Annotated in this window: 18 protein-coding genes and 1 pseudogene; 9 read left to right on the top strand and 10 right to left on the bottom strand. The window is 70.7% G+C overall.

Annotated elements, in window-relative coordinates; all coding sequences use genetic code 11:
• Positions 1-463: 463 nt before the first annotated feature.
• The 3 genes from ACWDD9_RS33755 (at position 464) to ACWDD9_RS33745 (ending at position 12,242) form a co-directional block, all read left to right on the top strand.
• Positions 464-4,852 (top strand): LamG-like jellyroll fold domain-containing protein, encoded by a 4,389-nt coding sequence (locus ACWDD9_RS33755; protein WP_449813707.1) that lies wholly within the window; start codon positions 464-466, stop codon positions 4,850-4,852.
• Positions 4,853-4,940: 88 nt separating this feature from the next.
• Positions 4,941-11,462 carry an RHS repeat domain-containing protein gene (locus ACWDD9_RS33750; RefSeq protein ID WP_449813706.1) on the top strand — a complete coding sequence of 2,174 codons (6,522 nt, stop codon included), beginning with the start codon at positions 4,941-4,943 and terminating at the stop codon, positions 11,460-11,462.
• A 3-nt stretch (positions 11,463-11,465) separates the two neighbouring features.
• Positions 11,466-12,242: a hypothetical protein gene (locus ACWDD9_RS33745; RefSeq protein ID WP_449813705.1), complete on the top strand. Its 777-nt coding sequence runs from the start codon at positions 11,466-11,468 to the stop codon at positions 12,240-12,242.
• 84 nt (positions 12,243-12,326) lie between these two features.
• On the opposite strand, the gene ACWDD9_RS33740 is transcribed toward ACWDD9_RS33745, so the two are convergent.
• Positions 12,327-12,701: a winged helix-turn-helix domain-containing protein gene (locus tag ACWDD9_RS33740; protein ID WP_449813704.1), complete on the bottom strand. Its 375-nt coding sequence runs from the start codon at positions 12,699-12,701 to the stop codon at positions 12,327-12,329.
• Positions 12,698-13,396, bottom strand: a complete 699-nt coding sequence (locus tag ACWDD9_RS33735; protein WP_449813703.1) for a hypothetical protein — start codon at positions 13,394-13,396, stop codon at positions 12,698-12,700. The genes ACWDD9_RS33740 and ACWDD9_RS33735 overlap by 4 nt, the downstream gene beginning before the upstream one ends.
• Positions 13,397-13,543: 147 nt before the next feature.
• Here ACWDD9_RS33735 and ACWDD9_RS33730 point away from each other — a divergent pair, with 147 nt between their 5' ends.
• Positions 13,544-14,137, top strand: coding sequence for a DUF4291 domain-containing protein (locus tag ACWDD9_RS33730; RefSeq protein WP_449813702.1), 594 nt, complete (start codon positions 13,544-13,546; stop codon positions 14,135-14,137).
• 35 nt (positions 14,138-14,172) lie between these two features.
• On the opposite strand, the gene ACWDD9_RS33725 is transcribed toward ACWDD9_RS33730, so the two are convergent.
• Positions 14,173-14,688 (bottom strand): DinB family protein, encoded by a 516-nt coding sequence (locus ACWDD9_RS33725; protein ID WP_074006049.1) that lies wholly within the window; start codon positions 14,686-14,688, stop codon positions 14,173-14,175.
• Positions 14,689-15,024: 336 nt separating this feature from the next.
• Between ACWDD9_RS33725 and ACWDD9_RS33720 the strand changes: the two genes are divergently transcribed.
• A complete protein-coding gene (locus ACWDD9_RS33720) occupies positions 15,025-17,232 on the top strand; it encodes a M4 family metallopeptidase (RefSeq protein ID WP_181970787.1) in 2,208 nt (735 codons plus the stop codon).
• Between the two features lie 401 nt (positions 17,233-17,633).
• On the opposite strand, the gene ACWDD9_RS33715 is transcribed toward ACWDD9_RS33720, so the two are convergent.
• The 3 genes from ACWDD9_RS33715 to ACWDD9_RS33705 all read right to left on the bottom strand — a co-directional run bounded on the left by ACWDD9_RS33715 (position 17,634) and on the right by ACWDD9_RS33705 (position 19,535).
• Positions 17,634-18,476, bottom strand: a complete 843-nt coding sequence (locus ACWDD9_RS33715) for an alpha/beta fold hydrolase (protein ID WP_449813701.1) — start codon at positions 18,474-18,476, stop codon at positions 17,634-17,636.
• A 6-nt stretch (positions 18,477-18,482) separates the two neighbouring features.
• Positions 18,483-19,127 (bottom strand): dihydrofolate reductase family protein, encoded by a 645-nt coding sequence (locus ACWDD9_RS33710; protein ID WP_387972324.1) that lies wholly within the window; start codon positions 19,125-19,127, stop codon positions 18,483-18,485.
• Positions 19,128-19,355: 228 nt separating this feature from the next.
• On the bottom strand, positions 19,356-19,535 hold the full coding sequence (locus ACWDD9_RS33705) for a hypothetical protein (protein WP_117486762.1): 180 nt from the start codon (positions 19,533-19,535) through the stop codon (positions 19,356-19,358).
• Positions 19,536-19,661: 126 nt separating this feature from the next.
• On the opposite strand from ACWDD9_RS33705, the gene ACWDD9_RS33700 reads away from it, so the two are divergent.
• The 4 genes from ACWDD9_RS33700 to ACWDD9_RS33685 all read left to right on the top strand — a co-directional run bounded on the left by ACWDD9_RS33700 (position 19,662) and on the right by ACWDD9_RS33685 (position 22,240).
• Positions 19,662-20,255 (top strand): DinB family protein, encoded by a 594-nt coding sequence (locus ACWDD9_RS33700; RefSeq protein ID WP_449813700.1) that lies wholly within the window; start codon positions 19,662-19,664, stop codon positions 20,253-20,255.
• A 206-nt stretch (positions 20,256-20,461) separates the two neighbouring features.
• On the top strand, positions 20,462-20,866 hold the full coding sequence (locus tag ACWDD9_RS33695) for a hypothetical protein (RefSeq protein WP_117486764.1): 405 nt from the start codon (positions 20,462-20,464) through the stop codon (positions 20,864-20,866).
• 290 nt (positions 20,867-21,156) lie between these two features.
• A complete protein-coding gene (locus ACWDD9_RS33690) occupies positions 21,157-21,342 on the top strand; it encodes a hypothetical protein (protein WP_117486765.1) in 186 nt (61 codons plus the stop codon).
• Positions 21,343-21,487: 145 nt separating this feature from the next.
• Complete coding sequence (locus tag ACWDD9_RS33685) at positions 21,488-22,240, top strand: phosphotransferase family protein (RefSeq protein ID WP_375873527.1); 753 nt, start codon at positions 21,488-21,490, stop codon at positions 22,238-22,240.
• 144 nt (positions 22,241-22,384) lie between these two features.
• Here ACWDD9_RS33685 and ACWDD9_RS33680 read toward each other — a convergent pair whose 3' ends face one another.
• From ACWDD9_RS33680 to ACWDD9_RS33665, 4 genes and pseudogenes are all read right to left on the bottom strand, one after another.
• Positions 22,385-22,576, bottom strand: coding sequence for a DUF397 domain-containing protein (locus ACWDD9_RS33680; protein WP_375873526.1), 192 nt, complete (start codon positions 22,574-22,576; stop codon positions 22,385-22,387).
• A 20-nt stretch (positions 22,577-22,596) separates the two neighbouring features.
• A complete protein-coding gene (locus ACWDD9_RS33675; RefSeq protein ID WP_375873525.1) occupies positions 22,597-22,788 on the bottom strand; it encodes a DUF397 domain-containing protein in 192 nt (63 codons plus the stop codon).
• Positions 22,785-22,994 (bottom strand): DUF397 domain-containing protein, encoded by a 210-nt coding sequence (locus ACWDD9_RS33670; RefSeq protein WP_449813699.1) that lies wholly within the window; start codon positions 22,992-22,994, stop codon positions 22,785-22,787. Before ACWDD9_RS33670 ends, ACWDD9_RS33675 begins: the two co-directional genes overlap by 4 nt.
• A gap of 37 nt (positions 22,995-23,031) precedes the next feature.
• Positions 23,032-23,826 (bottom strand): annotated as a pseudogene (locus ACWDD9_RS33665) (helix-turn-helix domain-containing protein); the annotation flags it as partial.
• Positions 23,827-23,941: the final 115 nt, after the last annotated feature.

The raw sequence follows: 23,941 nt of genomic DNA, 5'->3' as shown, positions 1-23,941 counted from the left end.
AGGAATCGGATTTCCCGCGCCGAACCTCGCAAGAACGACCTTTCGGATCCCGGGAACCGTACGGCCCCGCCGAGCGTCCCGCCTCGCGCCCGCCGCCCGGATCCCGCCGCGAAACCCATGGTGACCAGCGGAGATTGCCCGGCGGAGCGTCGTCGATCCGGCGGCCGGAGCGGCGCCCCGGTGCCGTGCGTCACCGTTCGCGACCGCCGGACGTGCCTCGGAGGCAGGCCGGCGACCGCCCTTTGGGGCGTGATTTACCTCACACCCGAGTGGTCGGTTCATCCGTTTTCACCCGAGCTGCCCCCCGTCTGACAGGGCCGCAGCAAGGGCTCTTTTCTCATGCATTTCTGATGAAGCGTTGACAGCTCTTTTAGGTGTCCATAAAGATCCGCTCAAACTTCGCCCACATTCCGGAAGTCGGAGCTTACGCACAGTGAGAACAGCAGCAAGACGGTCGGGCAGCATGCTCGCCGCGGCACTCGCCGCGGTCGCGCTCGCCGCGACCGCGGTGGTGCCCGCCGCCGCCGCCGGAGGGACACCTCCCCCCGGCGTGACGGAGCCCCAGGACACCGCCGAGACCCTGGCCGTCCAGGAGGCCGCCCGCACCGGCCAGCCGGTCGAGGTGCTCGCCAAGCGCGGCGAGACCAGCGACACCGTCGCCCAGCCCGACGGCAAGCTGAAGACCACCACCTACGTCCAGCCCAAGCGGGTGCGCAAGAACGGCGCCTGGGTCGACCTCGACCCCACCCTCCGGACGCTGCCCGGCGGCGCGATCGCCCCCAAGGGCTCCACCGCCGACCTGACGTTCTCCGGCGGCGGCACCGCACCGCTGGTCACCATGGCCCGGGCCGGCAAGGAGCTGAAGCTCAGCTGGCCCAAGCCGCTGCCCAAGCCGACCGTCAACGGCGCGACCGCCGAGTACGCGTCGATCCTGCCGGACGTCGACCTGAGGCTGTCCGCCACCAAGACCGGGTTCACCCAGGTCATCGTGGTGCACACCGCCGAGGCCGCCAAGAACCCCGAGCTGGACCAGCTCCGGCTCGGCCTCCAGGGCAACGGCCTGACGGTCAGCCAGGAGGCGGACGGCACCCTCAAGGCCAAGGACCCCTCCGGCGGCGGCACCGTCTTCGAGGCGCCCGTCCCGGTGATGTGGGACTCCTCCAAGCCGGCCGGCGCCGCGCCCGCTCCGAGTGCCCCGGCCGCCGCGCCCGCCGCACCTGCCGCGCCCGCCGCACCCGCCGCGCCGAAGGCGTTCAAGGCCGCCCCGCAGGCGGCACCGCAAGCCGAGGCCGCGGCCCCCGCCGCTCCCGCCGCTCCCGCGCCGACCGACCCGGCCGTCGCCGGCTACGGCGACCTGCCCGGCGAGGGCGCCAAGATGACCCGCCTCAAGGTCGAGCTGCCCAAGGACGCCCTGCTGCTCTCGCCCGACCAGGCGATGCTGGACGCCCCGGACACGGTCTACCCGGTGATGATCGACCCGGCGTGGAACACCCCGCACGCCGGCGACTGGGCGGGCGTCTCGCGCACCTACCCGAGCCAGGCGTACTGGCACTTCACGTACAACAGCAGCTACGTCCACGACTGGGGCGTCGGCTACTGCGGCGACACCTCCCGCTGCGCGCCGACCGACGTGAAGCGCGCCTTCTTCCAGGTGTCCAACCCGTTTGTCGGCAAGCAGATCCTCGGCGCCACCTTCGGCACCTACGAGAGCTGGTCGTACTCCTGCGACGCCCGGCCCGTCGAGCTGTGGAGCACCGGCTACATCTCCCCCGGCCTGAACTGGAACGCCCAGAACGCCTCCGGCTTCTGGAGCCGCTACCTGCAGACCATCAACACCGCCAAGGGCTGGAGCGGCAACTGCCCCGGCGGCTGGCTGGAGTACGGCGAGACCGGCGCGGTGAAGAACCTCGTCCAGGACGCCGCCAACTGGGGCTGGCCGACCATCACCTTCGGCCTGAAGGCCCAGAACGAGGGCGACACCCTCGCCTGGAAGCGCTTCACCGACGACGCCTACCTGCAGGTGTACTACAACCTGCGGCCGAACCAGATCCCGATGTCCGACATGACGATGTCGCCGGGCTCGGTCTGCCAGTACCCGGGCATCAAGATCAACAAGATGCCGCAGGTCACCACCCGGGCCACCGACCCGGACGGCGAGGCCATCGGCGTGCAGTTCGCCGTCGGCTGGGACGACGGCACCGGCCTGCGCCGGCGCTGGTGGTCCACCGGCTCGGAGGACGCCGCGCCGGGGGGCAACACCTTCAAGGCCTCCGGCTCGATCTTCTCCTGGCCGCTGCCGACCGACCTGCCGAAGAACCTCCAGCTCGACTGGGAGGCCCGCGCCTGGGACGGCGCGCAGTGGGGGCCGTGGTCCTCCGACGGTGACCCGACCGGCTGCTACTTCATCGTCGACACCTCCGCACCGGACGGCCCGGCGATCACCTCGGACGCCTACCCCGGCTCCAAGGACGCCACCGCGGCGCTCCCGTGGACCGACGGCGTCGGCAAGAGCGGCCAGTTCACCCTGAAGTCCGCCGCCACCGACGTGGTCAAGTACCAGTGGGGCCTGGACACCTCACCGTCCGCGGCGAACGAGGTCGCCACCAGCGGCGGCGCCGGCCAGACCGTCCGCATCCAGCCGCAGACCGCCGGCGTCCACTTCATCTCCGCCCGGGCCGTCGACGGCGCGGGCAACGCCTCCCAGCCCGAGACGTACTACTTCAACGTGCTCACCGGGCAGGCCCAGCGCACCGGCTGGTCGATGGACGACCCGAGCGGCACCAGCGTCACCGGCACCGGCGGCGGCTTCGAGGCGACCCTCGGCTCCGGCGCCACCGCGGGGGCCCCCGGCCACCTCGCCGAGGGCCTCGCCCTCGACGGCACCGCCAACGGCTACGCCGAGACCCAGGGCAACGTGCTGGACACCACCCGCGGCTTCGCCGTCTCCGCCTGGGTCAACCTCACCGGCGACACCACCCGCAACCGGGTCGCGGTCAGTGAGAACGGCAACTGGGCCGCCCGCTTCGCCCTCGGGCTGATGAACGGCAAGTGGACGATGTGGACCTCCACCCAGGACACCAACGCCGTCTACACCCTGGAGCCCGCGAGCTCGGACACCCCGGTCGTGCTCGGCCAGTGGACCCATCTGGTCGGCGTCTACGACCCGACCGCCAGGACCAGCACCCTGTACGTCAACGGCGTGCCCGGCACCCCGGTGGCCGTCACCGCCACCTGGGACGCGCGTGGCCCGCTGGAGTTCGGCCGCTCCAAGTGGCACGGCAACTGGACCGACCCGTGGACGGGCTCGGTCGACGAGGTCCGGCTCTGGGACCGCTCCCTGAGCAAGGCCGAGGCCGCCGACGCGGCCGCCGACAAGCAGCTCGCCACCGGCCGCCCCGCGAAGGCGGTCTGGCACCTGGACGGCAGCTCCGCCAAGCCCGTCGGCACCACCGAGACCGACAACCTGACCGCCTACAACGGCGTCGCGCTCGGCCGCCCCGGCATCGCCGACAAGGCGATCCACCTGGACGGCGCGGACGACTACCTGCGCGGCACCCGCCCGCAGGTCGACGGCAGCCGGGACTTCTCGGTCTCCGCGTGGGTGAAGCTGCCCGCGCCGACGCCGGGCGACACCACCCCGAAGATGGCGGTCACCCAGATCGGCCAGCACAACAACGAGTTCTCGCTGTACTACTCGCCCTACTGGGGCCGCTGGATCTTCGGGCGCTACAAGGAGGACAGCTCCACCGACACCCTGGTGCGCACCTGGCAGGACGCCTGCACCGCGGGCAGCCAGATCAACGGCGTGCCGTGCTTCACCGGCACCACCGGTGAGTGGACCCACCTGCTGGGCGTCTCCGACACCGCCGCGAAGAAGCTGCGCTTCTACATCAACGGCTTCCTCGTCGGCCAGTCCGACTACACCCAGAACGCGCCGTGGGCCAACCCCGGCCCGATCCAGATCGGCGCCGTCAACCGCGAGGGCGCCAACGGCGAGTTCTTCGGCGGCGACATCGACGACGTGCGGATCTACGACCGCGTCGTCACCGGCCCCGAGGCCGGCGCCATGGTCCAGCAGCGCCCGCAGCTGGCCGGCCGCTGGAAGCTCAACACCGCCACCAGCACCCCGGCCGATGCCCCGGCCGTCACCCCCGACGAGGGCCCGGCCAAGGCCGGCGCCCAGCTCGGCGGCGGCGCCTCGATCAAGGCCGACGGCGGCCTGTTCCAGACCCCCGGCACCCTGCTGCTGAACGGCTCCACCGGCTACGCGGCCACCGGCTCCGTCCCGCTGCACACCGGCCAGAGCTTCACCCTGGCCGGCTGGGCGAACACGGCGGGCGTCCCGACCCGGGACATGACGGTGCTCTCCGTGGCCGGCGCCAACAACAGCGCGGTCACCCTGCGCTGGCACCCCCTGGGCAACGACGCCAACGGCCAGCCGACCGGTCAGTGGCAGGCCGAGGTCCGCGACTCCGACGCCAACGGCGCGGCGCGCACCCTGACGACCCACACTCCGGCCACCTCCGTCATGGAGAACTGGACGCACCTGGCGGTCAGCTACGACGCCTTCGCGGACCGGCTCGCCCTGTACGTCAACGGCCAGGTCGAGAACCAGGGCTGCGCGGACGGTGACAAGACCTGCACCCCGCACATCTCCTGGACGGGCGCTCCGCAGCCCTACGAGGCGGGCGGCGGCGTGCAGTTCGGCCGCACCAAGGCGTCCGGCGCCTGGGGCGAGTACTTCTCCGGTGAGCTGGACGACGTCTGGCTGTACCAGGGCGTGCTGAGCCCCGCGCAGATCGCCAAGCTGGCCGACTACAACGTCGAGCTGGGCACCTCCACCGGCGTCTGATTCCCCAACCTTCCGTGGGCCGGGCGGCTTCCTGCCGCCCGGCCCACGGTCCGTCACACCCGTTTTCCCCTGAGGAGTTGTTCCCCACATGAGCAGGAAGAGGTCGGTGCCGAGGCCGACCCGCACCAGAGTGTCCGCGATCATCGCGGGCACGCTGGTCGGGTCGCTGCTGCCGGCACTGCCGCTGGCCGCCGTCGCGGCGGCCGCGGAACCGTACACCAAGCCCTCGGCGGTCTCGCCCGAGAAGCCGGTCAAGGGCTCGGACGCGAAGGCCAAGGGCCGCAAGGCCGACACCACCGTCAGCACGGTCGACGGCAAGCACGGCGCCCTGCCCGGCGCGGGCAGCGCCACCCTCGACGTCCCCGGCGAGAAGGGCAAGGCCGTCAAGGCCGGCAAGCTGCCCGTCGCCCTCTCCTCCGCCGGCGCGGCGGGCAAGGCCAAGGTCGAGCTGCTCGGCCAGGACGCCGCCGCCAAGGCCGGGATCAACGGCCTGCTGCTGACCGTCTCCGGCGCCGACGAGAACAGCGGCCTGGCCGTCGACTACTCGTCCTTCGCCCAGGCCGCCGGCTCCGGCTTCGGCTCCCGGCTGAAGCTGGTCCGCCTGCCCGAGTGCGCGCTGACCACGCCCGACCTGCCCGAGTGCCGGGTGCAGACCCCGCTGCCGGGCGGCAACGACGTGGCGAAGCAGACCGTCGCCGCGGACTCCCTGACCACGGCCCCGGCCGGGTCGATGCGGCTGGCGTCCGCGCCGGGCGCGATGGTGCTGGCCGCCACGGCCGGCAGCGCCGGGCCGAGCGGTGACTACAAGGCCACGCCGCTGACCCCGGCGTCCTCCTGGTCGACCTCGCTGAACAGCGGGTCGTTCAGCTGGTCGTACGACATGCCGCTGACCACGATGCCCGGCGGGCTGACCCCGAAGATCGGCCTGTCCTACAACTCCGGCGCGATCGACGGCCGGACGGCCAACAGCAACAACCAGGCCTCCTGGGCCGGCGACGGCTTCGAGCTCTCCCCCGGCTTCGTCGAGCGCAGCTACAAGGCCTGCGCGGACGACGGCGCGCCCAAGACCGGCACCAACAGCCCGGGCGACCTGTGCTGGGGCACCGACAACGGCACCATCAGCTTCGGCGGCCACTCCGGCGAGCTGATCCCGGTCTCCGGCGACGAGTGGCGGATCAAGGGCGACGACAACACCAAGGTCACCCGCCTGCGCGACACCGGCCGGGGCAACGGCGACAACGACGGCGAGTACTTCCGCGCCACCACCGCCGACGGCACGAACTACTACTTCGGCTACAACCGCCTGCCGAACTGGTCGGCGGGCAAGCCGGAGACCAAGTCCGTCTACACCGTGCCGGTGTACGGCAACAACGCGGGCGAGCCGTGCAACGGCGCCGACTTCGCGTCCTCCTGGTGCCAGCAGGGCTGGCGGTGGAACCTGGACCTGGTGGTCGACGCCCACGGCAACGACATCACCTACTGGTACACCCCCGAGACCAACAACTACGGCCGCAACCTGAAGGCCTCCGACCGCACCCCCTACATCCGGGGCGGCCGTCTGGACCACATCGAGTACGGCCAGCAGCAGCAGGACATCCACTCGGCCACCGTCAAGCCGATGGGCCGGGTCGACTTCGGCACCGCCGAGCGCTGCCTGGAGTCCAACGCCGCGCTCTGCGACCCGGCGAAGATCGACGCCAACCGGCAGTACTGGTACGACACCCCGTGGGACCAGAACTGCAAGGACGGCACCGACTGCACCGGCCAGTCCTCGCCGACCTACTTCACCCGGACCCGGCTGACCTCCGTCACCGCCAGGACGCTCCAGGCCGACGGGAACTACGCCGCGGTCGACACGTGGACCCTGAACCACAAGTGGGGCACCGCCGACTTCGACTACCAGCTGCTGCTGGACTCCATCCAGCACACCGGGTCGTCCGCCGCCCCGGCGATCACCCTGCCGAAGACCGGCTTCGCCTACAAGCAGCTGGCGAACCGGCTCGACAAGGTCGGTGACGGCCGCATGCCGTTCATCAAGCAGCGCCTGGGCACCGTCACCGACGAGCAGGGCGGCCAGCTCGACGTCAACTACTCGGCCGCGGCCTGCGACTGGAACGCCCTGCCCACGCCGCAGTCCAACACCACCCGCTGCTTCCCGCAGATGTACCAGCCGTCCAACGACGTGCCGGTGACCACGGAGTGGTTCAACAAGTACGTCGTCGAAGCGGTCATCGCCACCGACCGCACCGGCGGCGCGCCCGACATGGTCACCCACTACAGCTACCTCGGCGACGCCGCCTGGCACTTCGACGACGAGGACGGCCTGACCCCGGCCAAGCTCAAGACCTGGTCCCAGTGGCGCGGCTACGCCCACGCCCGGGTCGAGACCGGCGGCGTCACCGGCATGACCACCCAGGCCGACCACTACTTCCTGCGCGGCATGGACCAGGACCGCGACAACCCCGGTGACAAGAACAGCAAGCGCGGCGTCACCGTGGACGACGGCCAGGGCACCGTCCTGACCGACGACCAGGCCTGGGCCGGCTACGAGTACCGCAGCGAGCAGTACGACAAGCCCGGCGGCGTGATCCTCTCCAAGTCCGTCAGCACCCCGTGGAAGAAGGAGACCGCCAAGCGCTCCAACGACTGGGGCACCACCACCGCCAACCTCACCGGCACCCAGGCGACCCGGTCCTTCACCTCGCTCGACAAGGGCGCCGGAAGCTCCTGGCGCGAGACCCGCACCGCGACCTCGTTCGACGGCTACGGCCGTACGACGCAGACCGAGGACCTGGGCGACGTCGCGGTCGGCACCGACGACACGTGCACCCGCACGACCTACGCGGACAACACCGCGGCCTGGATCCTCACCGGCAGCATCCAGATCGAGATGGTCGCCGCCAACTGCTCGGCGGCCGTGAACCGCGACACCCAGGCGGACGGCACCTCCGCGGTGCTGTCGGACATCCGCACCCGCTACGACGGCCAGGCCTACGGCGCGGCTCCCGTCAAGGGCGACGCCACCACCGTGCACACCCTGAAGTCCCGCTCCGGCAACCGCGCCACCTACCTGGACGGGACGACCCACTACGACGCCTACGGCCGTGCCGACAGCACCACCAAGCTGGCGTCCACCACGGTGTTCGACACCACGGGCGCCACGGGACCGGTGACCACGGCCAGCCCGCTGGCGCAGACCACCACCACCGGCTTCGCCCCGGCGAACGGCCGGCCGACCAAGGTCACCACGACCGGGCCTCCGGTGGTCGCGGGCAACCCCGCCACCGCCATGGTCTCCGTCGCCGACCTCGACCTGCTGCGCGGCCAGACCGTCGACACCGTCGACGCCAACAACCGCCGCACCGACTCCCAGTACGACGCGCTCGGCCGCACCCTCAAGGTCTGGCTGCCGAACCGCTCCAAGTCGACCGGCCAGACCCCGAACCACGAGTTCGGCTACACCGACAACGACGGCCAGATCCGCGTCGTCTCCACCAAGGCGCTCAACGCCGACGGCTCCCAGGCCACCGCGTACACCCTGTACGACGGTCTCGGTCGGGCCCGTCAGACCCAGTCCCCCGGGGACAACGGCGGCCGGGTCCTGACCGACACCTTCTACGACGAGCAGGGGCAGGCCGCACTCGCCTACGCCGGCTACTACGCGACCGGCGCGGCCTCCGGCACCCTGTTCAAGGTCGAGGACGCCACCGGCGTCGAGACCCAGACCGCCGTCGCCTTCGACGGCCTCGGCCGCGTCGTCAAGTCCACCACCCTGGCGGGCAACGGCGTCGGCACCCCGATCGCCACCACGCTCACCGAGTACGGCGGCGACCGGGTCACCGTCACCCCGCCCACCGGCGGCACGCCGGCGACGACCATCACCGACGCCCGCGGCCGGACCAGCGAGATCCGCCAGTACCGCGGGGGCTCCCCCGGCGGCGCCTACGACACCATCCGGTACGGCTACGACCCGGCCGGACACACCACCCAGCTGACGGACCAGTACGGGACGCAGTGGAACTGGACGTACGACCAGCAGGGCCGTCAGGTCAAGACCGTCGACCCCGACTCCGGCACCTCGGTCAAGACCTACGACGACCGCGGCCGGCTGGCCACCAGCCGGGACGGCAACAACCAGACCCTGGCGTACACCTACGACAACCTCGACCGGCAGACCGAGCTGCGCTCCGGCTCCGTGTCGGGCCCGCTGCTCACCTCGCAGACCTGGGACCCGTCCGGCAACAAGGGCCTGATCTCCTCGGCGACCCGGTACGCGACCGTCGGCGGCACCACCTACCCGTACACGACCACCTGGTCGCTGTACGACGCGCTGGGCCGCCCGACCCGCAGCACGCTCAATGTGCCGTCCGTCCCCGGCCAGGAGGCCCTCGCCGGGAACTACGTCAGCGGCACGATCTACCGGCTCGACGGCAAGCAGCAGAGCATCAGCTACCCGGCGGCCGGCAACCTCGCCGCCGAGTCGGTGGCCTTCGGCTACGACGCCCTCACCCGGATGACCACGGCCCAGGGTCTGAGCAGCTACCTCACCAACCAGACCTACAGCCTGACCAGCAAGCCGCTGCAGAGCACGCTGTCCGACGGGACGGCGAACAAGCAGCTCTACCTCACCAACGCCTACGAGTGGGGCACCCAGCGGCTGGCGTCCAGCCGCACCGACCAGTACGGCGTGGCGAGCCCGCTGCGCGCGGCCGCCTACACCTACGACCAGGTCGGCAACGTCACGTCGATCACCGACACCTCGCGCGCCGGCACCGACCGGCAGTGCTTCCAGTACGACTACCTGGCCCGGCTCACCGAGGCGTTCACCCCGAGCGGCACCGGCTGCCCGGCCACACCCGACGCCAAGGCGCTCGGCGGCCCGGCCCCGTACTGGACGAGCTGGCAGTTCAACCCCGACAGCACCCGGGACACCCAGACCCGGCACGACACCACCGGAGACCCCGCCAAGGACGTCACCACCAAGTACAGCTACCCCGGCCCGACGGCCGCCCAGCCCCACACCCTGAAGGGCACCAGCGGCGCCGGCGTCCTCGCCGAGACCGCCGGCTACGACCCGGCGGGCAACACCATCGCCCGCCACCGGGACCTCACCGCCGGAGCCACCAGCGACCAGGCGCTGACCTGGGACGCCGAGGGCAAGCTCGGCAAGGTCGTCGACACCGTCAAGAACGGGCCCGTCACCAGCACGAAGACGACGGAGTACCTCTACGACCCCAGCGGCAGCCGGCTGACCTCGCACGTCCTGGACAGCGCCAACCCGGGCGCCGAGAACTGGACGCTCTACCTCGGAACCACCGAGCTGACCCTGACCAAGGGCGCGGCCAAGCCCGTCGCCACCAGGTACTACTCGCTGGGGCAGGCCTCGGCCGTCCGGACCGACGACAACAAGGTCGCCTTCCAGGTCGCCGACCACCACTCCACCGCCGAGCTGAACGTCGACGCGTCCACCGGCGCCGTCGCCCAGAAGCGGACCACGCCGTACGGCGAGCAGCGCGGCGCGGCGCCGGCCACCTGGTCGGGCAGCCACGGCTTCCTGGGCGGTGTCACCGAGCCCACCGGGCTGGTCCACCTCGGAGCGCGTGACTACGACCCGTCCCTGGGCCGGTTCCTCAGCATCGACCCGGTGTTCGACCCGGCCAGCCCCAAGGAGCTGAACGGGTACGCCTACTCGGGCGGCAACCCGACCAGCACCAGCGACCCCGACGGTCGCAAGATGTGCGCCGACGACTGCTCCGGCAACGACATGGCACTGCACGGCTGGGTCGGCATGAACGGCGCCTTCCACGAGCCGACCATGGGCAATCAGTGCGTCACCAACTGCACCGACGACGGTGACGACGACGAGGTTCCCAGTACCCGTGGCGGCGGTGGCGGTGGCGGTGGCGGATCGCCGTCCCCGACCAAGACCACCGCAGGTACCCCGGAGAACCGCAAGAAGTGGCACGAGGCCCGGGTGGCCTGGCTGATGCAGCCGGACAACCCGATCATCGGCGAGTACCTGGAGAAGATCCGGGAGATCAACAAGAAGTACTGCCACCGCTCGGCCCGGGACGGCTGCCAGTGGGCCAACCTGGCTCAGGACATCGTCGACCGGAACTACGTCGAGGACATCGCCGGCCGGATCGACGAGTCCGACACCCCCTTCGATGAGAAGCGGTTCAAGACGCTGACCAAGAAGGGGAGCAATCTCACCACCCTGTCGCTCAGCAACAGCGAGTACGCGATAGCTTTCGAACTGGCCCGGAGCGGCGCCCACGTCAAGGCGCCCCTCGACACGGGCGGACGGGACGGAAAGGGCTTCGACGCCTGGGTCGACGGGGTACCGTCCGAGTTCAAGCAGACCAAGCCCGGGGACAATGCCGTCCGCCACAACATGTCGAAATCCAACGGCAAGGGTGCGGTGCGTACGTACATCCGTATGCCGGACAACTATTCCGCCAAGACGGCCATGTCAAGCCTGAACGAATACCTACGGAACGAAAGTTCGGACTTCCAGGAGTACCACATCTGGGCAGCCGGAGACCCGGGGGGCTGGACCATCAACGGTAGGATCGGTGGCGACTACAAGTGCAAGGGCCACGGGTGCTGAACCATGTCGACCGATGCCGCCATCCTGGTGAGACGACCGACCGGGCCCGCTCTCACCGCTCAGGAGATCGCCGACGTCCTCGCACCGACCACCGACCCGCTCACTGCTCCGTGGCACCACACCGTGGGCGCGGACGGATCGAAGTTCCGTTTCCGCCTGAGTACCAAGCCCGGTGACCTCGCCGGGGCTGCCTTCGACGGGCCGTCCAGTGGTCGGGAGCGTGACTATGACTGCTTCATCCACGTGTCCATCTACTGGACGACCGAGGAGACCGACGACAGCATCGGTTCCCTGCGAGCGTTCTGCCGGTTTCTGGTCGCCAAGCTGCACACCGCGTGGCCGGAGGCGGAGTCGGTGTTCGAGGTCGATGAGGCCTACAGCTACCGCGTCGATCTGCGGGAGCTGTCGGAGGGTACGGTCGACCTGCGGCTCGGGAGCGAGGCTCCGCTGACCGCACCGGGCTTCTCCCTGGTCGAGGCGGCCAACCGCGCCGCCTCGGGCACCGGGCTGGTCTTCACCGAGGACGAGCCCGGCCGGCACGTCGTACCGGCTGAGGAGACGGGCAACTCGGTGGCCTACACCGTGTCGTCCCGTGCGGAGGAACTCCCCTTCGCCGCCGGGGCCCGCTCCGGCGCCGCCGCGGTCGACGCCCGGCAGCTGGGCGAGTTCACCGAGCGCCTGCTCGCCGAACTCGCCCGGCACACCGCCGGCGCCGACCTGGCGTGCTGGGTGAACGACCGGCTCTACCGCTACGAGGTGGAGCTGACCCCGCTCGGCTGACCGGACGGGAACACACAGGGCGGCAGCACCGGTTCGGCCGGTGCTGCCGCCCTGCGGCATGTCCGGAGGTCCTCCGGGGTGATCTCAGTGGGGCGCCGGGGCGGCCGAGGGGCCGGGGTCGGTCGTCCCGGTGGCTCCCCCGTCGGGTTCCTCGGCTCCTTCGAGGCGGTGGATCAGGCTCCGGAGTGCCGCGATCTCGTCGTGCAGGGCCTTCTTGCCGGCCTTGGTGAGCTGGATCCAGGTGCGGGCGCGCTTGCCCTCGTAGCCCTTGTCGATCGTGACCAGGCCGGCCTTCTCCAGGACGCCGAGGTGCTGGGAGAGGTTGCCGGCGGTGAGGCCGAGGGTGGTCCGCAGGAAGGTGAACTCCACCCGCCGGGCCTCCTTGGCGACCGCGAGGATGCCCAGGCGGACGCGCTGGTGGACGACGTCGTCGAGGCCGCTGGTGGGGTGCTCGGTCATTCGGCCGACCGTCCCTGGGCCCGGTGGTGCAGCAGGGCGAGGGCGATCCCGCCGACCAGCAGCACGCCGCCCTGCAGCAGCACGCCGGGGAGGAAGGACCACGGGGACAGGCCGGGAAGGTCGTCGGAGGAGAGCATGGCGATCAGGTATCCGCAGGTCACGGCGAGGAGCGGCCGGCTGCGCTCGATCCAGGCGAGCAGCAGCAGCGCCAGCCCGATCGTGCCGGCCGGGCTCATCAGCGTGTCGGCAACCGCGGAGAGCGGGCCCGGCTGCCCGTAGAGGTCGGCGAGGAAGCCCGGGTGGGACGCCGTCCAGGCCTGGTCGGCGGCCATGAGCAGGGCGAGGACGACGCCCAGCACCAGGTACGGCCGGATCCGGGTGCCCAGGCCGAGCCGGGCGGACCGGCGGAGGTAGAACCAGCTGATCGCGGCGTAGGCGAGCAGCAGCGTCACCGGCCAGTACCACATGGCAGGGGGAAGGGAGTTGACGCAGAGTCCTCCCGATTCACCGCCGGGCACGTCGCAGGGGCCCTGGCCGTACCGCACGACCGGTATCGCGCCGAACCTCACGGCGGCGAAGGCCAGGAGCGGGAACCACGCGCCGCGTTGCTCACGGCGGACGCGCTGGATCACGGCGCCGGTCGCTGCCAGGAGGTGCCGGGGGTCGCTTGAGGGCTGAACGGGTTGAGTCGCCATGAGGACCAGGTTTGCATGACAAACCGGTTGCGTCCAGAGATCAGTTTGCGAACTGGCCGTACGCGGCGGGCGGTTGACGGGCACACACCCCCGCCGAGCTGGGAAAATCGCTGGCGCGAGGTGCGTTGAAGGCCGACCCTGGTCACCGTGTCAGAACCGAAGCACCAGATCCGTGCCCTCCACACCGACTCGACGGTGACCGTCTACCAGGCGTACGCGCCGGAGATCGGGCTGCCCGCCGCTCGGGACGGCCACTTCCCCGCGGCGTGGAAGCGGGACCGGATGACGTGGATCAAGCCGTCGTTCCTCTGGATGATGTACCGCTGCGGGTGGGCGAGGAAGGAGGGCCAGGAGACCGTGCTGGCGGTCGACATCACCCGCGAGGGCTTCGAATGGGCGCTGCGGAACAGCTGCCTGTCCCACTACGAGCGCGGGCTGCACCCCGACCGGGCCTCCTGGCAGCGCCGGTTGAAGAGGTCCCCGGCGCGGGTGCAGTGGGATCCGGAGCGCGATCTGCACCTTCGGCCGCTGCCCCACCGGTCGCTCCAGCTCGGCCTGACCGGGGAGGCGGCCGCGCGGTACGCGGAGGAGTGGATCGTCGCGGTCGAGGATGTCACCGCGCTCGCGCACGCGGTCCACGACCGGGTGCGGGAGGGGGAGTTGGAGGCCGCCCGGCAGCTCCTCCCCGCCGAACGCCTCTACCCGGCGGGCGACGCGCTGCTCGCCCACCTGGCCGGCTGAGCCGGCGGGCGCACCCCGCCCGCCGGCTGCGACTGTCAGCCGGTGGCGCCGTCGGTGAGCTCGCGGACGATGTCCAGGTGCCCCGCGTGGCGGGCGTACTCCTGGAGGACGTGGAACAGGATCCAGCCCAGGGTGGGCCGCGGGGTGCCGTCGTCGGGGAAGCGGCCGCCGGGTGCGGCGACGGTGGACAGGGGCGTGCCCGACACGACGGCCCGGGTGTGCTCGCCGCCCGCGTGCAGCGCGGCGAGGAGTTCGGCGGCCGTTTCCTCCGGTCCGACGTACCAGCGGTCCTCCGGGCCCCGGTCGCCCCAGGGCGCCGGGACCTGCTCGGCGCGGAAGCCCCAGCGCAGCCAGCGCTGCTCCATGTGGACGAGGTGCTTCAGCAGTTCGAGCATGGTCCATCCGGAGGGGAGCCGGCTGGCGCGCAGCTCCGCGTCGGACATCCCCTCGGTCTTGGCACCGATCACGGAGCGGTAGTAGTCGAGGTAGTCGAGCAACAGCTCACTGGGGTCGGAGAGTTGCTGGTCGGGCTCGGGCAGGGAGATCGTCATGGGCCGAGTCTGCCACGGCGCCGTGCCGGTACCCACGACAGCGCGGTGCAGCGGTTTTCCCCCCGCATTGCCCACCTTCTGGCGAAGAATTACCTCCCCATTACGTCATTGGCGAAGGTATTCGGCCAACTTGTTGCACAAAGGGTGACGCGTTCAGACCAAAAATGACACTGTTCCTTCCCATCTCATTCGAACCACCAGCTCTACCGGGCGGCGTCACCCCAGGCCGCCCGGCTGACTCCGGCCCCCGAACCCGGGCCGTCGCAGAAGGAGTTCCGTGTGACTCGATCCCCCCGAAAGTCCACCGCCGCAGGCGCGTTGCTAGTCGGCGCCGCGATGGTCGTGGCCGCTCTGACGCCCGGCGTCGCCGCCGCCGACACTCCTGCCGGGACTCCCGCCGAGGCCCCCGCCGGGGTCCAGGCCTTCGCCGGCGCGATGCCGGTGCAGCTGTCGCCCGAGCAGCGCGGCGAGCTGCTGGCCTCCGCGGACGCGTCCCTGGCGAAGACCGCGAGGTCGCTGAACCTGGACGCGAAGGAGGCGCTGGTCGTCAAGGGCGTCACCAAGGACGCGGACGGCAGCCTGCACACCCGCTACGAGCGGACCTTCGACGGACTCCCCGTGCTCGGCGGCGACCTGGTCGTCCACACCGCCCCCGACGGCTCCACCAGGGGCGTCACCAAGGCCACCGAGGCGGACATCGCCGTCGACACCACCCCCAAGGAGAGCGCCGACGCGGCGAAGGGCCTCGCGCTCGACAGCGCCGGGAGCGCGAAGGTCACGGAGGCGGCGGCCGACGACGCCCGCAAGGTGGTCTGGGCCGCGTCCGGCACCCCGCGGCTCGCCTGGGAGACGGTGGTCACCGGTACGCAGGAGGACGGCACGCCGTCCGAACTGCACGTCATCACCGACGCCGACACGGGCAAGAAGATCTTCGAGTACCAGGGCATCGAGACCGGCGTCGGCACCAGCAAGTACTCGGGCCAGGTCACCATCGGCACCTCGGCGGTCGCCGGCGGCTTCGCGATGACCGACAACACCCGCGGCGGCCACAGCACCTACGACCTGAACGGCACCAGCGGCACCAGGACGCTGTTCACCAACCCGACCGACACCTGGGGCGACGGCACCGTCGCCAACCGGCAGACCGCGGCCGTCGACGCCGCCTACGGCGCCCAACTCACCTGGGACTACTACAAGAACGTCCACGGCCGCAACGGCATCAAGGACGACGGCGTCGGCGCCTACACCCGGGTCCACTACGGCAAGAACTACGTCAACGCGTTCTGGTCCGACGCCTGCTTCTGCATGACCTACGGCGACGGCGCGGGCAACGTCAAGCCGCTGACCTCCATCGACGTCGGCGCCCACGAGATGACCCACGGCGTCACCTCCGCCACCGCGAAGCTGGTCTACAGCGGCGAGTCCGGCGGCCTCAACGAGGCCACCTCCGACATCATGGCCGCCGCGATCGAGTTCTGGGCCGACAACCCCGAGGACAAGGGCGACTACCTGGTCGGCGAGAAGATCGACATCCGGGGCGACGGCAGCCCGCTGCGCTACATGGACAAGCCCTCCAAGGACGGCCGCTCCAGGGACTACTGGTCGGCCGACGTCGGCTCCGTCGACGTCCACTACTCCTCCGGCCCGGCCAACCACTGGTTCTACCTGGCCTCCGAGGGCAGCGGCGCCAAGACCGTCAACGGCGTGGCCTACGACTCCCCGACCTCCGACGGGCTGCCGGTGACCGGCATCGGCCGGGACGCGGCGGCCAAGATCTGGTACCGGGCGCTCACCACCTACATGACCTCGTCGACCAACTACGCGGCCGCCCGCACCGCCACCCTCCAGGCCGCCGCCGACCTGTACGGGAAGAACAGCACGACGTACCAGAACACCGCCAACGCCTGGGCGGCCATCAACGTCGGCCCGCGCGTCGTCGACGGCCTCCTGCTGGAGCCCGTCGCCAACCAGATCACCGCGATCGGCACCTCCGCCGACCTCGGGGTCGAGGCCTCGAACCTCAACCCCGGCATCGTCACCTACCACGCGACCGGCCTCCCCCTGGGCCTGACGCTCCACCCGGTCACCGGCCGCGTCACCGGCGTCCCGGCCCTCCCGGGCACCTACACGGTCACCGTCACCGCCCAGAGCTCCCACCGCGGCAGGACGTCGACGACGTTCACCTGGCGGGTCTCCCCGGGCATCTTCGCGAACAGCACCTCCCTGCCGATCCCGGACGGCGGCCCGGCGGTCTTCTCCGACATCGTCGTCGACCGGCTCCAGGGCCAGGCGCCGAGCGACCTCAAGGTGAGCGTGGACATCAAGCACACCTGGCGCGGCGACCTGGTCATCGACCTGGTCGGCCCGGACGGCACGGTGTACTCGCTGAAGAAGGGCAGCTTCAGCGACTCGGGCGAGAACGTCATCGAGACCTACACGGTGGACGCCTCCGCCCAGCCCGCCAAGGGCACCTGGCGCCTCCGGATGCAGGACACGTACCGCGGCGACTCCGGCCACCTCGACGGCTGGAAGCTCATCTTCTGACCGCACCCGCACTGAGCACGGCCCCCTGAGGCGATCCGGTCGGCGACGGCATCCACGCCATCGCCGACCGGATCACCTCTTTCACGTGCGGCACTGGCCGCCACCCGAGATCAGCCGGGGAGCCACGACCCACGGGCGGGCCGCCCAAGTCGCACGGTACGAAGGGCGGTGTTCGCGGGTGGGCCTTCACAGCCGTCGACGGTTCTAACACCCCCGACGGGCCGTCATCCCGCCGTTCCGTCCGGGATGATCGCTCCGGCGCCCGCCGTCCACGCGCGCCCGTACGGATCCTCCGGCCCGCCTCGGCCGATCGGCCCGCCGCTCCCCTCCCGCGCCTGGCGCAGCCGCTCCGCGGGTGCACCGCCCACCAACCGCCGCCGCTACCCGCTATCCGCTATCCGCTATCCGAGCGCGAGCATCGCCTCGGCGACCGTGCCGACCGCCGCGTCGGGGATCGCGGTGGCGCCCCCGTCGAGGACGAGCAGTCGCGCCCCGGGGATGGCGCGCGCGATCGCCTCGCCGTTGCCGACGGGGAAGAACCGGTTGCGGCGGCCGTGGACGACGAGGGTGGATACCCCGATCCCGGGCAGGCGCTCGCGCCAGCGGGGTCTGCAGTCCAGCCCGGCGAACACGGTGCCCAGGTGGTTGGCCGTCTGGACCGGGGGCGCGGTGCCGGGCGTGCGGTCCCAGATACGCGCGGCGACGGCGCGGGCCGTGATCGGGTCGTCGCCGAGGATCTCCGCGCCGGTGGCGGCGAACTCCGCGACCGCCGTACGGTCGCTCCAGTCGGGCGCGGGGCGGGCGAACAGGCGGCTCATCGTCGCCCGGTCGTGGTCGGGGAGGTCGTCGTCGGGCGGGCCGGGGGCGACGGCGCGGGTGTTGACCAGGGTGAGCGCGGAGAACGCGCCCGGGTGGTCGAGCGCGGCCACCTGGGCGACCATCCCGCCGACGCCGGTCCCGGCGAGGTGCGCGGGCGCCCCGCCGAGCGCGTGGGCGAGGGCCGCCGCGTCGGCGGCGAGGTCGCGCAGGGTGTAGCCGGGTGCCCGCGGGTCGGTCGTCGTCGACTCCCCGCTGTCGCGCAGGTCGTAGCGCACGGCGCGGCGCCCGCCGGCGGCGAGGCGTTCGCAGAGCGCGTCGGGCCAGGAGAGCATCGTCGGCCCGCCCGCGAGCAGGACGAGCGGCGCGTCGACGTCACCGAACGACTCGACGCCCAGGGCGGTCCCGTTGACGGAGACGGTGGCCATCCCGGGTCACCGGGCGTCGTCGTCGTGCCCGAGGCCCCGGTCGGGCAGGCTCATGTCGCCGGTCCTCGGCGTGCCGTCGGCGAGCCCGTAGCGCAGGTACACGGTGCCCTGCGCACCCGCCACCGGCGGTTCGAGGAGCGTGAGGTTGGTGGGCACCGCGCCGTCGTCGAAGACCTTCTTCCCGACGCCGAGCACGATGGGGTGCACCCACAGGTCGAGCCGGTCGAAGAGCTTCTCTCGCAGGAGGGTCTGCACCAGGTTCAGGCTCCCGACGACCTTCACGTTCCGGTGCCGGTCGCGGACTGCGCGCACCGCGCCGGCCAGGTCCGGGCCGAGCAGCGTGGATCCGGCCCACGGGAGGTCGGGGGTACCCCGGGAGGCCACGTACTTCGGGACGCGGTTGAAGAGTTCGGCGATCTCGCCCTCCTTCTGCTGCGGCCAGTAGGAGGCGAAGAGGTCGTACGTCCGCCGGCCGAGCAGGAGGGCGTCCGTGCCCTCGTACGCGGCGAGGATCTGCGCGCCGGTGACCTCGTTCAACAGAGGTGCCTGCCAGCCGCCGTACGGGAACCCCTCCGGGTCCTCGTCGGGCCCGCCGGGCGCCTGCCCGACGAGGTCGAGGGTCGCGAACAGTTCGATCTGGATGAGGCCCATGTCTGTGCTCCCGGTGGGGGGTGAGGTGGTCGTCCCGGTCGAGATGTAGACCGTCCGGGGCCGGAAAACTCATCGCCACGCCGACACCCGGTTTCCGCACCCGCCCACCGATGCTCCCCTCAGGGTCAGACGGGCGGCAGCAGGTCGCTCCCGCTGACGGTGTACGTCAGCGGGGGGGTAGCCGGGGCGGGCCGGGCCCCACCGGCTCACCGTCCGTCGCGCGTCGTCTCAGGCCGTGACGGTGCGGAAGATCTGCTGGGTGATGGCGAGAGCCTTGTCGAAGTACGCCAGTACGAAGGTGTCGCTGTAGTTGATGACCGAGTCGTCGACCGAGAGCTTGCCGATGACGGTGACGAGCTCGGCCGTTCCGCGCCGCCTGTTCGGCGACCGTCCCGCATGTACGGACATTGTCTCAGGTGGCACGTCTCGCGGGCTTCTTGCAGCAGGTCAGGGCCGCGGCCAGGGCCAGGCCTCGGCGCTGCCGGGCGTACGGGATCTTGAGACCACGAGCAGTCCATGGCAGCCTCATGGCGCATGATCGATGAATTCGCGAAGGACAACCTGCACGGGCGACTGCGGCGGGACCGCGAGGCACTGCTCTGGAAACTCGACGGCCTTTCCGAGTACGACGCCCGCCGACCTCTGACAGCGACCGGGACCAACCTCCTCGGCCTGGTCAAACACGTGGCCACCGTCGAGGCCAGGTACTTCGGCGAGGTCTTCGACCGCCCTTCCCCGGAACCGCTGCCCCGGTGGCAGGACTCCGACGGCGGCGATCTGTGGGCGACCGAGGACGAGACCCGCGAGCAGATCACCGGGTTCTACCAGCGCACATGGGAACACTCGGACGCGACGATCAACGAACTCCCCCTCGACGCCCCGGGCCACGTGCCGTGGTGGCCGGAGCCTCATGCCGGCACGAACCTGTTCGCCGTCATGGTCCATGTCCTCGGCGAGTCCAACCGCCATGCCGGGCACGCCGACATCCTCCGCGAGAGCCTCGACGGCCGGACCGGCATGCGCCCCGAACACGCGAAGCAGATCGACGGGCAAGCCCGTGCGGCCTACTTCGCGAAGATCGAGCAGGCCGCCAGGTCGGCCGCACCGATCGAGGCTCAGGCCGTCTGATGCCGTGATCAACTCGCCGACGAGCAACGGACGTTCATCGAGTCATCCTGAGCTTGTGGGCGGCTCCACGCCACATCGCGGTGTCATTCCGGACATCCACAACTCTTCTGGCTCCCGGGTCAGTGGCGAACCGCAGCATGGGGGGCTCGGAAGCTCCCCTGGATCACCCCATCCCGTCCGTTGCCACTGCCGGAGAGAAGGTTGTCATGAGCGCACCTACCCGTACCAAGTTCGCCCGTTTCCTGGCCGTCCCCGCCCTTGCCATGGCGAGCACGGTCCTCGCAGCCGCGCCCGCGAGCGCCGGAGGCCTCTCCATAGGCGTCAACGGCGCCACCGTCGCGGATGCCGGGCGGACACTGAACGTCTCCGTCACCTACCGGTGCCTCCCGATATTCGACTGGGTCAAGATCACCGTCCAGGCCACGCAATCCGCCGTGTCGGGCGTCGGCTCGGTCCAGCTCCCCTGCACCGGCGGGGAGACCGTGAGCATTCCGGTGGGCGTCACCTCGCCCGGTGACACGTGGATCAGGTCCTCGGTGAACGTGGTCGTGCACATCTACGACGCCGAGCTCGACCGCGGCGGGGCCGCGGCCACCGTCGTCACCACCTGACCGGCGTCCACGGAGAACGAACCGGCCGGTCGATCCGAAGATCGACCGGCCGTCCCGGTTTGTCGGGGCCGGCCCTCCACCCGGGCACTTGTGCACCGGCGGCCCGGCCGTGTCATGCGCACCCGAACTCGATGAACGTCCACTGCTCGTCGGTGAGTTGCCAGCGTGCCACACACAACGTCCTACCGGATCCCACTTCCGGGCAAGCACCAGACCGCAATGCCGCCCCGGCAGGATCGCACTACGATCGCCCTGCAACGGCGTGGCAAGGGGTGGAGATGCCGGATGGGATGTTCGTCGTGTTCTGGTCGGTGCCGGTGGTCGCGGTGGCGCTGGTCTGCTTCGCCGCTCTGAGGGAGCACGGCACGCCTGCCGCCAAGCGGGCCGCTTACGTGTTCCTGGGCATCGCGGCGCTGCCGGCGCTGACCCTGGCGCTATTCCTGGCGTTGATCGTGTCCGCGCTCGCGACAGGCTGAGCGGCATCGAGCACTCGGCCCGCATACGCTGTCCGGAGCATCCCCCGGACGGGCTCGTCACACTCGGGCACCGGGACGGACGTTGCCCGAGCAGACGCGGTAAATCCGGCGACGGCGGCGGTGATCCCCGGAATACTGGTCACCCATGGATGAGGTCGAAGTCGTCGTCGCCCATTCCGAGCGCGCGACCCTGCGCGTCGGCGACGTGTTCCTGAAGGTGGACGCCGATCAGGCGCGCATCGACCGCGAGGTCGAGGCGATGTCCCTCACGCCGGTCCCGACGCCCGAGGTGCTGTGGCACAAGCCGCCCGTACTCGCGCTCGCCGCGGTCCCCGGGACGACGCTCGGGCGCCTCGGCGGGCCGGCGACCGGATCACCGGCCGCGTGGGCGGCGGCGGGCGCCGCCATCCGGAAGCTGCACGACGCGCCACTGCCGCCCCGGCCCGGCCGGGCGGGCCGGAGCGTCGCCGCGCTGGAGGCTGAACTCGACGAGGAGTGCGGGGTGTTGGTGACGAACGGCATCCTGCCCGTCGACCTGGTCACCCGCAACCGCCGGGTCGCCGAGGCCGCCTTCCGGCCATGGACCCCGGCGTTCACCCACGGCGACCTGCAGATCGCGCACGTCTTCGTCGACGGCGACGAGGTCACGGGCATCATCGACTGGTCCGAGGCCGGCCGGGGTGACGCCCTGTACGACCTCGCCACCTTCACGCTCGGCCACGAGGAGCACCTCGACGACGTCATCGCCGGCTACGGCACCGATGTCGACGTCGACCTCGACGTGATCCACGCGTGGTGGTCGCTGCGGAGCCTGCTGGCGCTCCGCTGGCTGATCGAGCACGGCTTCGACCCCTTCGCGCCGGGCTGCGAGGTCGACGCGCTGAAAGCCCGGATGTGAGGCAGCACGGGATGGCAACCTCCGCGACCTCATTGGAAGCTTTCACTAACTCCCATTTGCCATAAGGCGGTTGGAGCTAGTCCAAGCGGTATGGCGACGGGCAGGGCCCTGACCCCGACGGCCCCCGGAGGCGCCACAGCGGGTTCACTCAGGGAAGTCACCGGAACGGATCGCGGCGATGAAGGAGCCCCAGGCGGCGGACGGAAAGAGGAGGGCCGGGCCGTTCGGGTCCTTGGAGTCACGCACCGGGACGGTACCGGGGAGAAAGCCAAGGGCCACCTCGATGCACTCGCGCCCGTCACCCCCGCTGTAGCTGCTCTTACGCCAGATCAACACAGCCAACTCCCTGAAGAGGTCTACGCCGGGAACTCGCACGAACGGACAGCCACCACGAAGGCTTCCCAAGCGGCAGCCCGGAAAACGAGCGCCGGGCCGCGCGGGTCCTTGGAGTCACGCACGGGGACGAGACCGGGGAATCCGGGGGCTACCTCGATGCAGTCGCCGCCGTTGCCCCCGCTGTAGCTGCTCTTGCGCCAGACCAGACTCATGCAGGGAACTTACCCTCCTGAATCGCGGCAATGAAGGAGCCCCAGGCAGCGGAGGGGAAGACGAGCGCCGGGCCGCGCGGGTCCTTGGAGTCACGCACGGGGACGAGACCGGGGAATCCGGGGGCTACCTCGATGCAGTTGCCGCCGTTGCCCCCGCTGTAGCTGCTCTTGCGCCAGACGGCCACGTCGAACTCGTTCCTCGTCATCCCTGAACCCTTCCAGCGCATCCGCGAACAGCGCGAGCGAGTCGGCCACTGGCAGCGCCGCCCCATGGAGCAGATCATAGCTCCAGCGATGCCGCGCAACGATCTCCGGAACATCGCTGGAATGCCCGCGATCGAGGCTCTCGGAATACACACAGGTTCGTCCGTCAGGCATCTCCAGCAGCACCATTGAGACATCAACGCTGGCCTGTCGACACGTGAACGGCACAACTTGGATCACGATGTTCGGAAGCTTTGCAACCGCCAGCAGGTGCTCCATCTGACGCACCATCACGCCAGGCCCGCCATAGACGGTTCGAATGCAACTCTCGTCCAGGATCGCCAGCAAGGGCGGCCCGCCCGGCTCCAGGAATCGCTTCTGCCGAGCCAACCGAGCCTGCGTTCGCTGCTTGATCATCTCCGGCTTACCGGCTGCATCGCTGACCGCAAAAACGGCTTCCGCATACTCGCGGCATTGCAACAGCCCGTTCATCACCGCGATCTGAAAGACTCTGGCCGCCACAGCCTCGGACTCCGCGTCGGCATGAGTCTGGAACCAATCCGGGTGTTCAACTTCGGCGTTCCAGTCCACCCGATCCCAGAGCCGCTTCAGCGCCCCGTCGGCGCCAAGCAGTACGTCGGCCTGCATGACCATGTCCGGCGGCATGCGCCTCTTGCCGGACTCAAACCGTGTGATATTCGGCCTGGTGGAGTGCAGCAGCTTCGCCAACTGCTCCTGCGTGTAGCCCGTCGCCTCCCGGTAGAAGCGCAGCTCTTCGCCGAACAACCGCGCCGAACTGGCCGTCACCTCGTTGACGAGTCGCCGGTGTGCCATGTCAGACCCCCTGACGTACCGCAGGTGCGTGGTACCTGATTTCGGCCATCACCGTACATCCGAAGCCCGGATCATTGAGACCGGAACGCAATCATCTGCATGCACAGCGTGACTG

The organism is Kitasatospora sp. NPDC001119, assembly GCF_053598475.1.
Note: the sequence above shows the minus strand (reverse complement) of the source record. Positions and strands in the feature narration are given on the sequence as shown.

What these genes read in the sequence shown, in the direction of transcription:
- ACWDD9_RS33695 (WP_117486764.1), top strand. Translation starts at nt 20,462, where the DNA reads ATGAGCGCACCTACCCGTACCAAGTTCGCCCGTTTCCTGGCCGTCCCC.
- ACWDD9_RS33740 (WP_449813704.1), bottom strand. Translation starts at nt 12,701, where the DNA reads ATGACCGAGCACCCCACCAGCGGCCTCGACGACGTCGTCCACCAGCGC.
- ACWDD9_RS33735 (WP_449813703.1), bottom strand. Translation starts at nt 13,396, where the DNA reads ATGGCGACTCAACCCGTTCAGCCCTCAAGCGACCCCCGGCACCTCCTG.
- ACWDD9_RS33670 (WP_449813699.1), bottom strand. Translation starts at nt 22,994, where the DNA reads ATGACGAGGAACGAGTTCGACGTGGCCGTCTGGCGCAAGAGCAGCTAC.
- ACWDD9_RS33690 (WP_117486765.1), top strand. Translation starts at nt 21,157, where the DNA reads ATGTTCGTCGTGTTCTGGTCGGTGCCGGTGGTCGCGGTGGCGCTGGTC.
- ACWDD9_RS33710 (WP_387972324.1), bottom strand. Translation starts at nt 19,127, where the DNA reads ATGGGCCTCATCCAGATCGAACTGTTCGCGACCCTCGACCTCGTCGGG.
- ACWDD9_RS33715 (WP_449813701.1), bottom strand. Translation starts at nt 18,476, where the DNA reads ATGGCCACCGTCTCCGTCAACGGGACCGCCCTGGGCGTCGAGTCGTTC.
- ACWDD9_RS33720 (WP_181970787.1), top strand. Translation starts at nt 15,025, where the DNA reads ATGGTCGTGGCCGCTCTGACGCCCGGCGTCGCCGCCGCCGACACTCCT.
- ACWDD9_RS33750 (WP_449813706.1), top strand. Translation starts at nt 4,941, where the DNA reads ATGAGCAGGAAGAGGTCGGTGCCGAGGCCGACCCGCACCAGAGTGTCC.
- ACWDD9_RS33725 (WP_074006049.1), bottom strand. Translation starts at nt 14,688, where the DNA reads ATGACGATCTCCCTGCCCGAGCCCGACCAGCAACTCTCCGACCCCAGT.
- ACWDD9_RS33755 (WP_449813707.1), top strand. Translation starts at nt 464, where the DNA reads ATGCTCGCCGCGGCACTCGCCGCGGTCGCGCTCGCCGCGACCGCGGTG.
- ACWDD9_RS33675 (WP_375873525.1), bottom strand. Translation starts at nt 22,788, where the DNA reads ATGAGTCTGGTCTGGCGCAAGAGCAGCTACAGCGGGGGCAACGGCGGC.
- ACWDD9_RS33745 (WP_449813705.1), top strand. Translation starts at nt 11,466, where the DNA reads ATGTCGACCGATGCCGCCATCCTGGTGAGACGACCGACCGGGCCCGCT.
- ACWDD9_RS33705 (WP_117486762.1), bottom strand. Translation starts at nt 19,535, where the DNA reads ATGTCCGTACATGCGGGACGGTCGCCGAACAGGCGGCGCGGAACGGCC.
- ACWDD9_RS33685 (WP_375873527.1), top strand. Translation starts at nt 21,488, where the DNA reads ATGGATGAGGTCGAAGTCGTCGTCGCCCATTCCGAGCGCGCGACCCTG.
- ACWDD9_RS33700 (WP_449813700.1), top strand. Translation starts at nt 19,662, where the DNA reads ATGATCGATGAATTCGCGAAGGACAACCTGCACGGGCGACTGCGGCGG.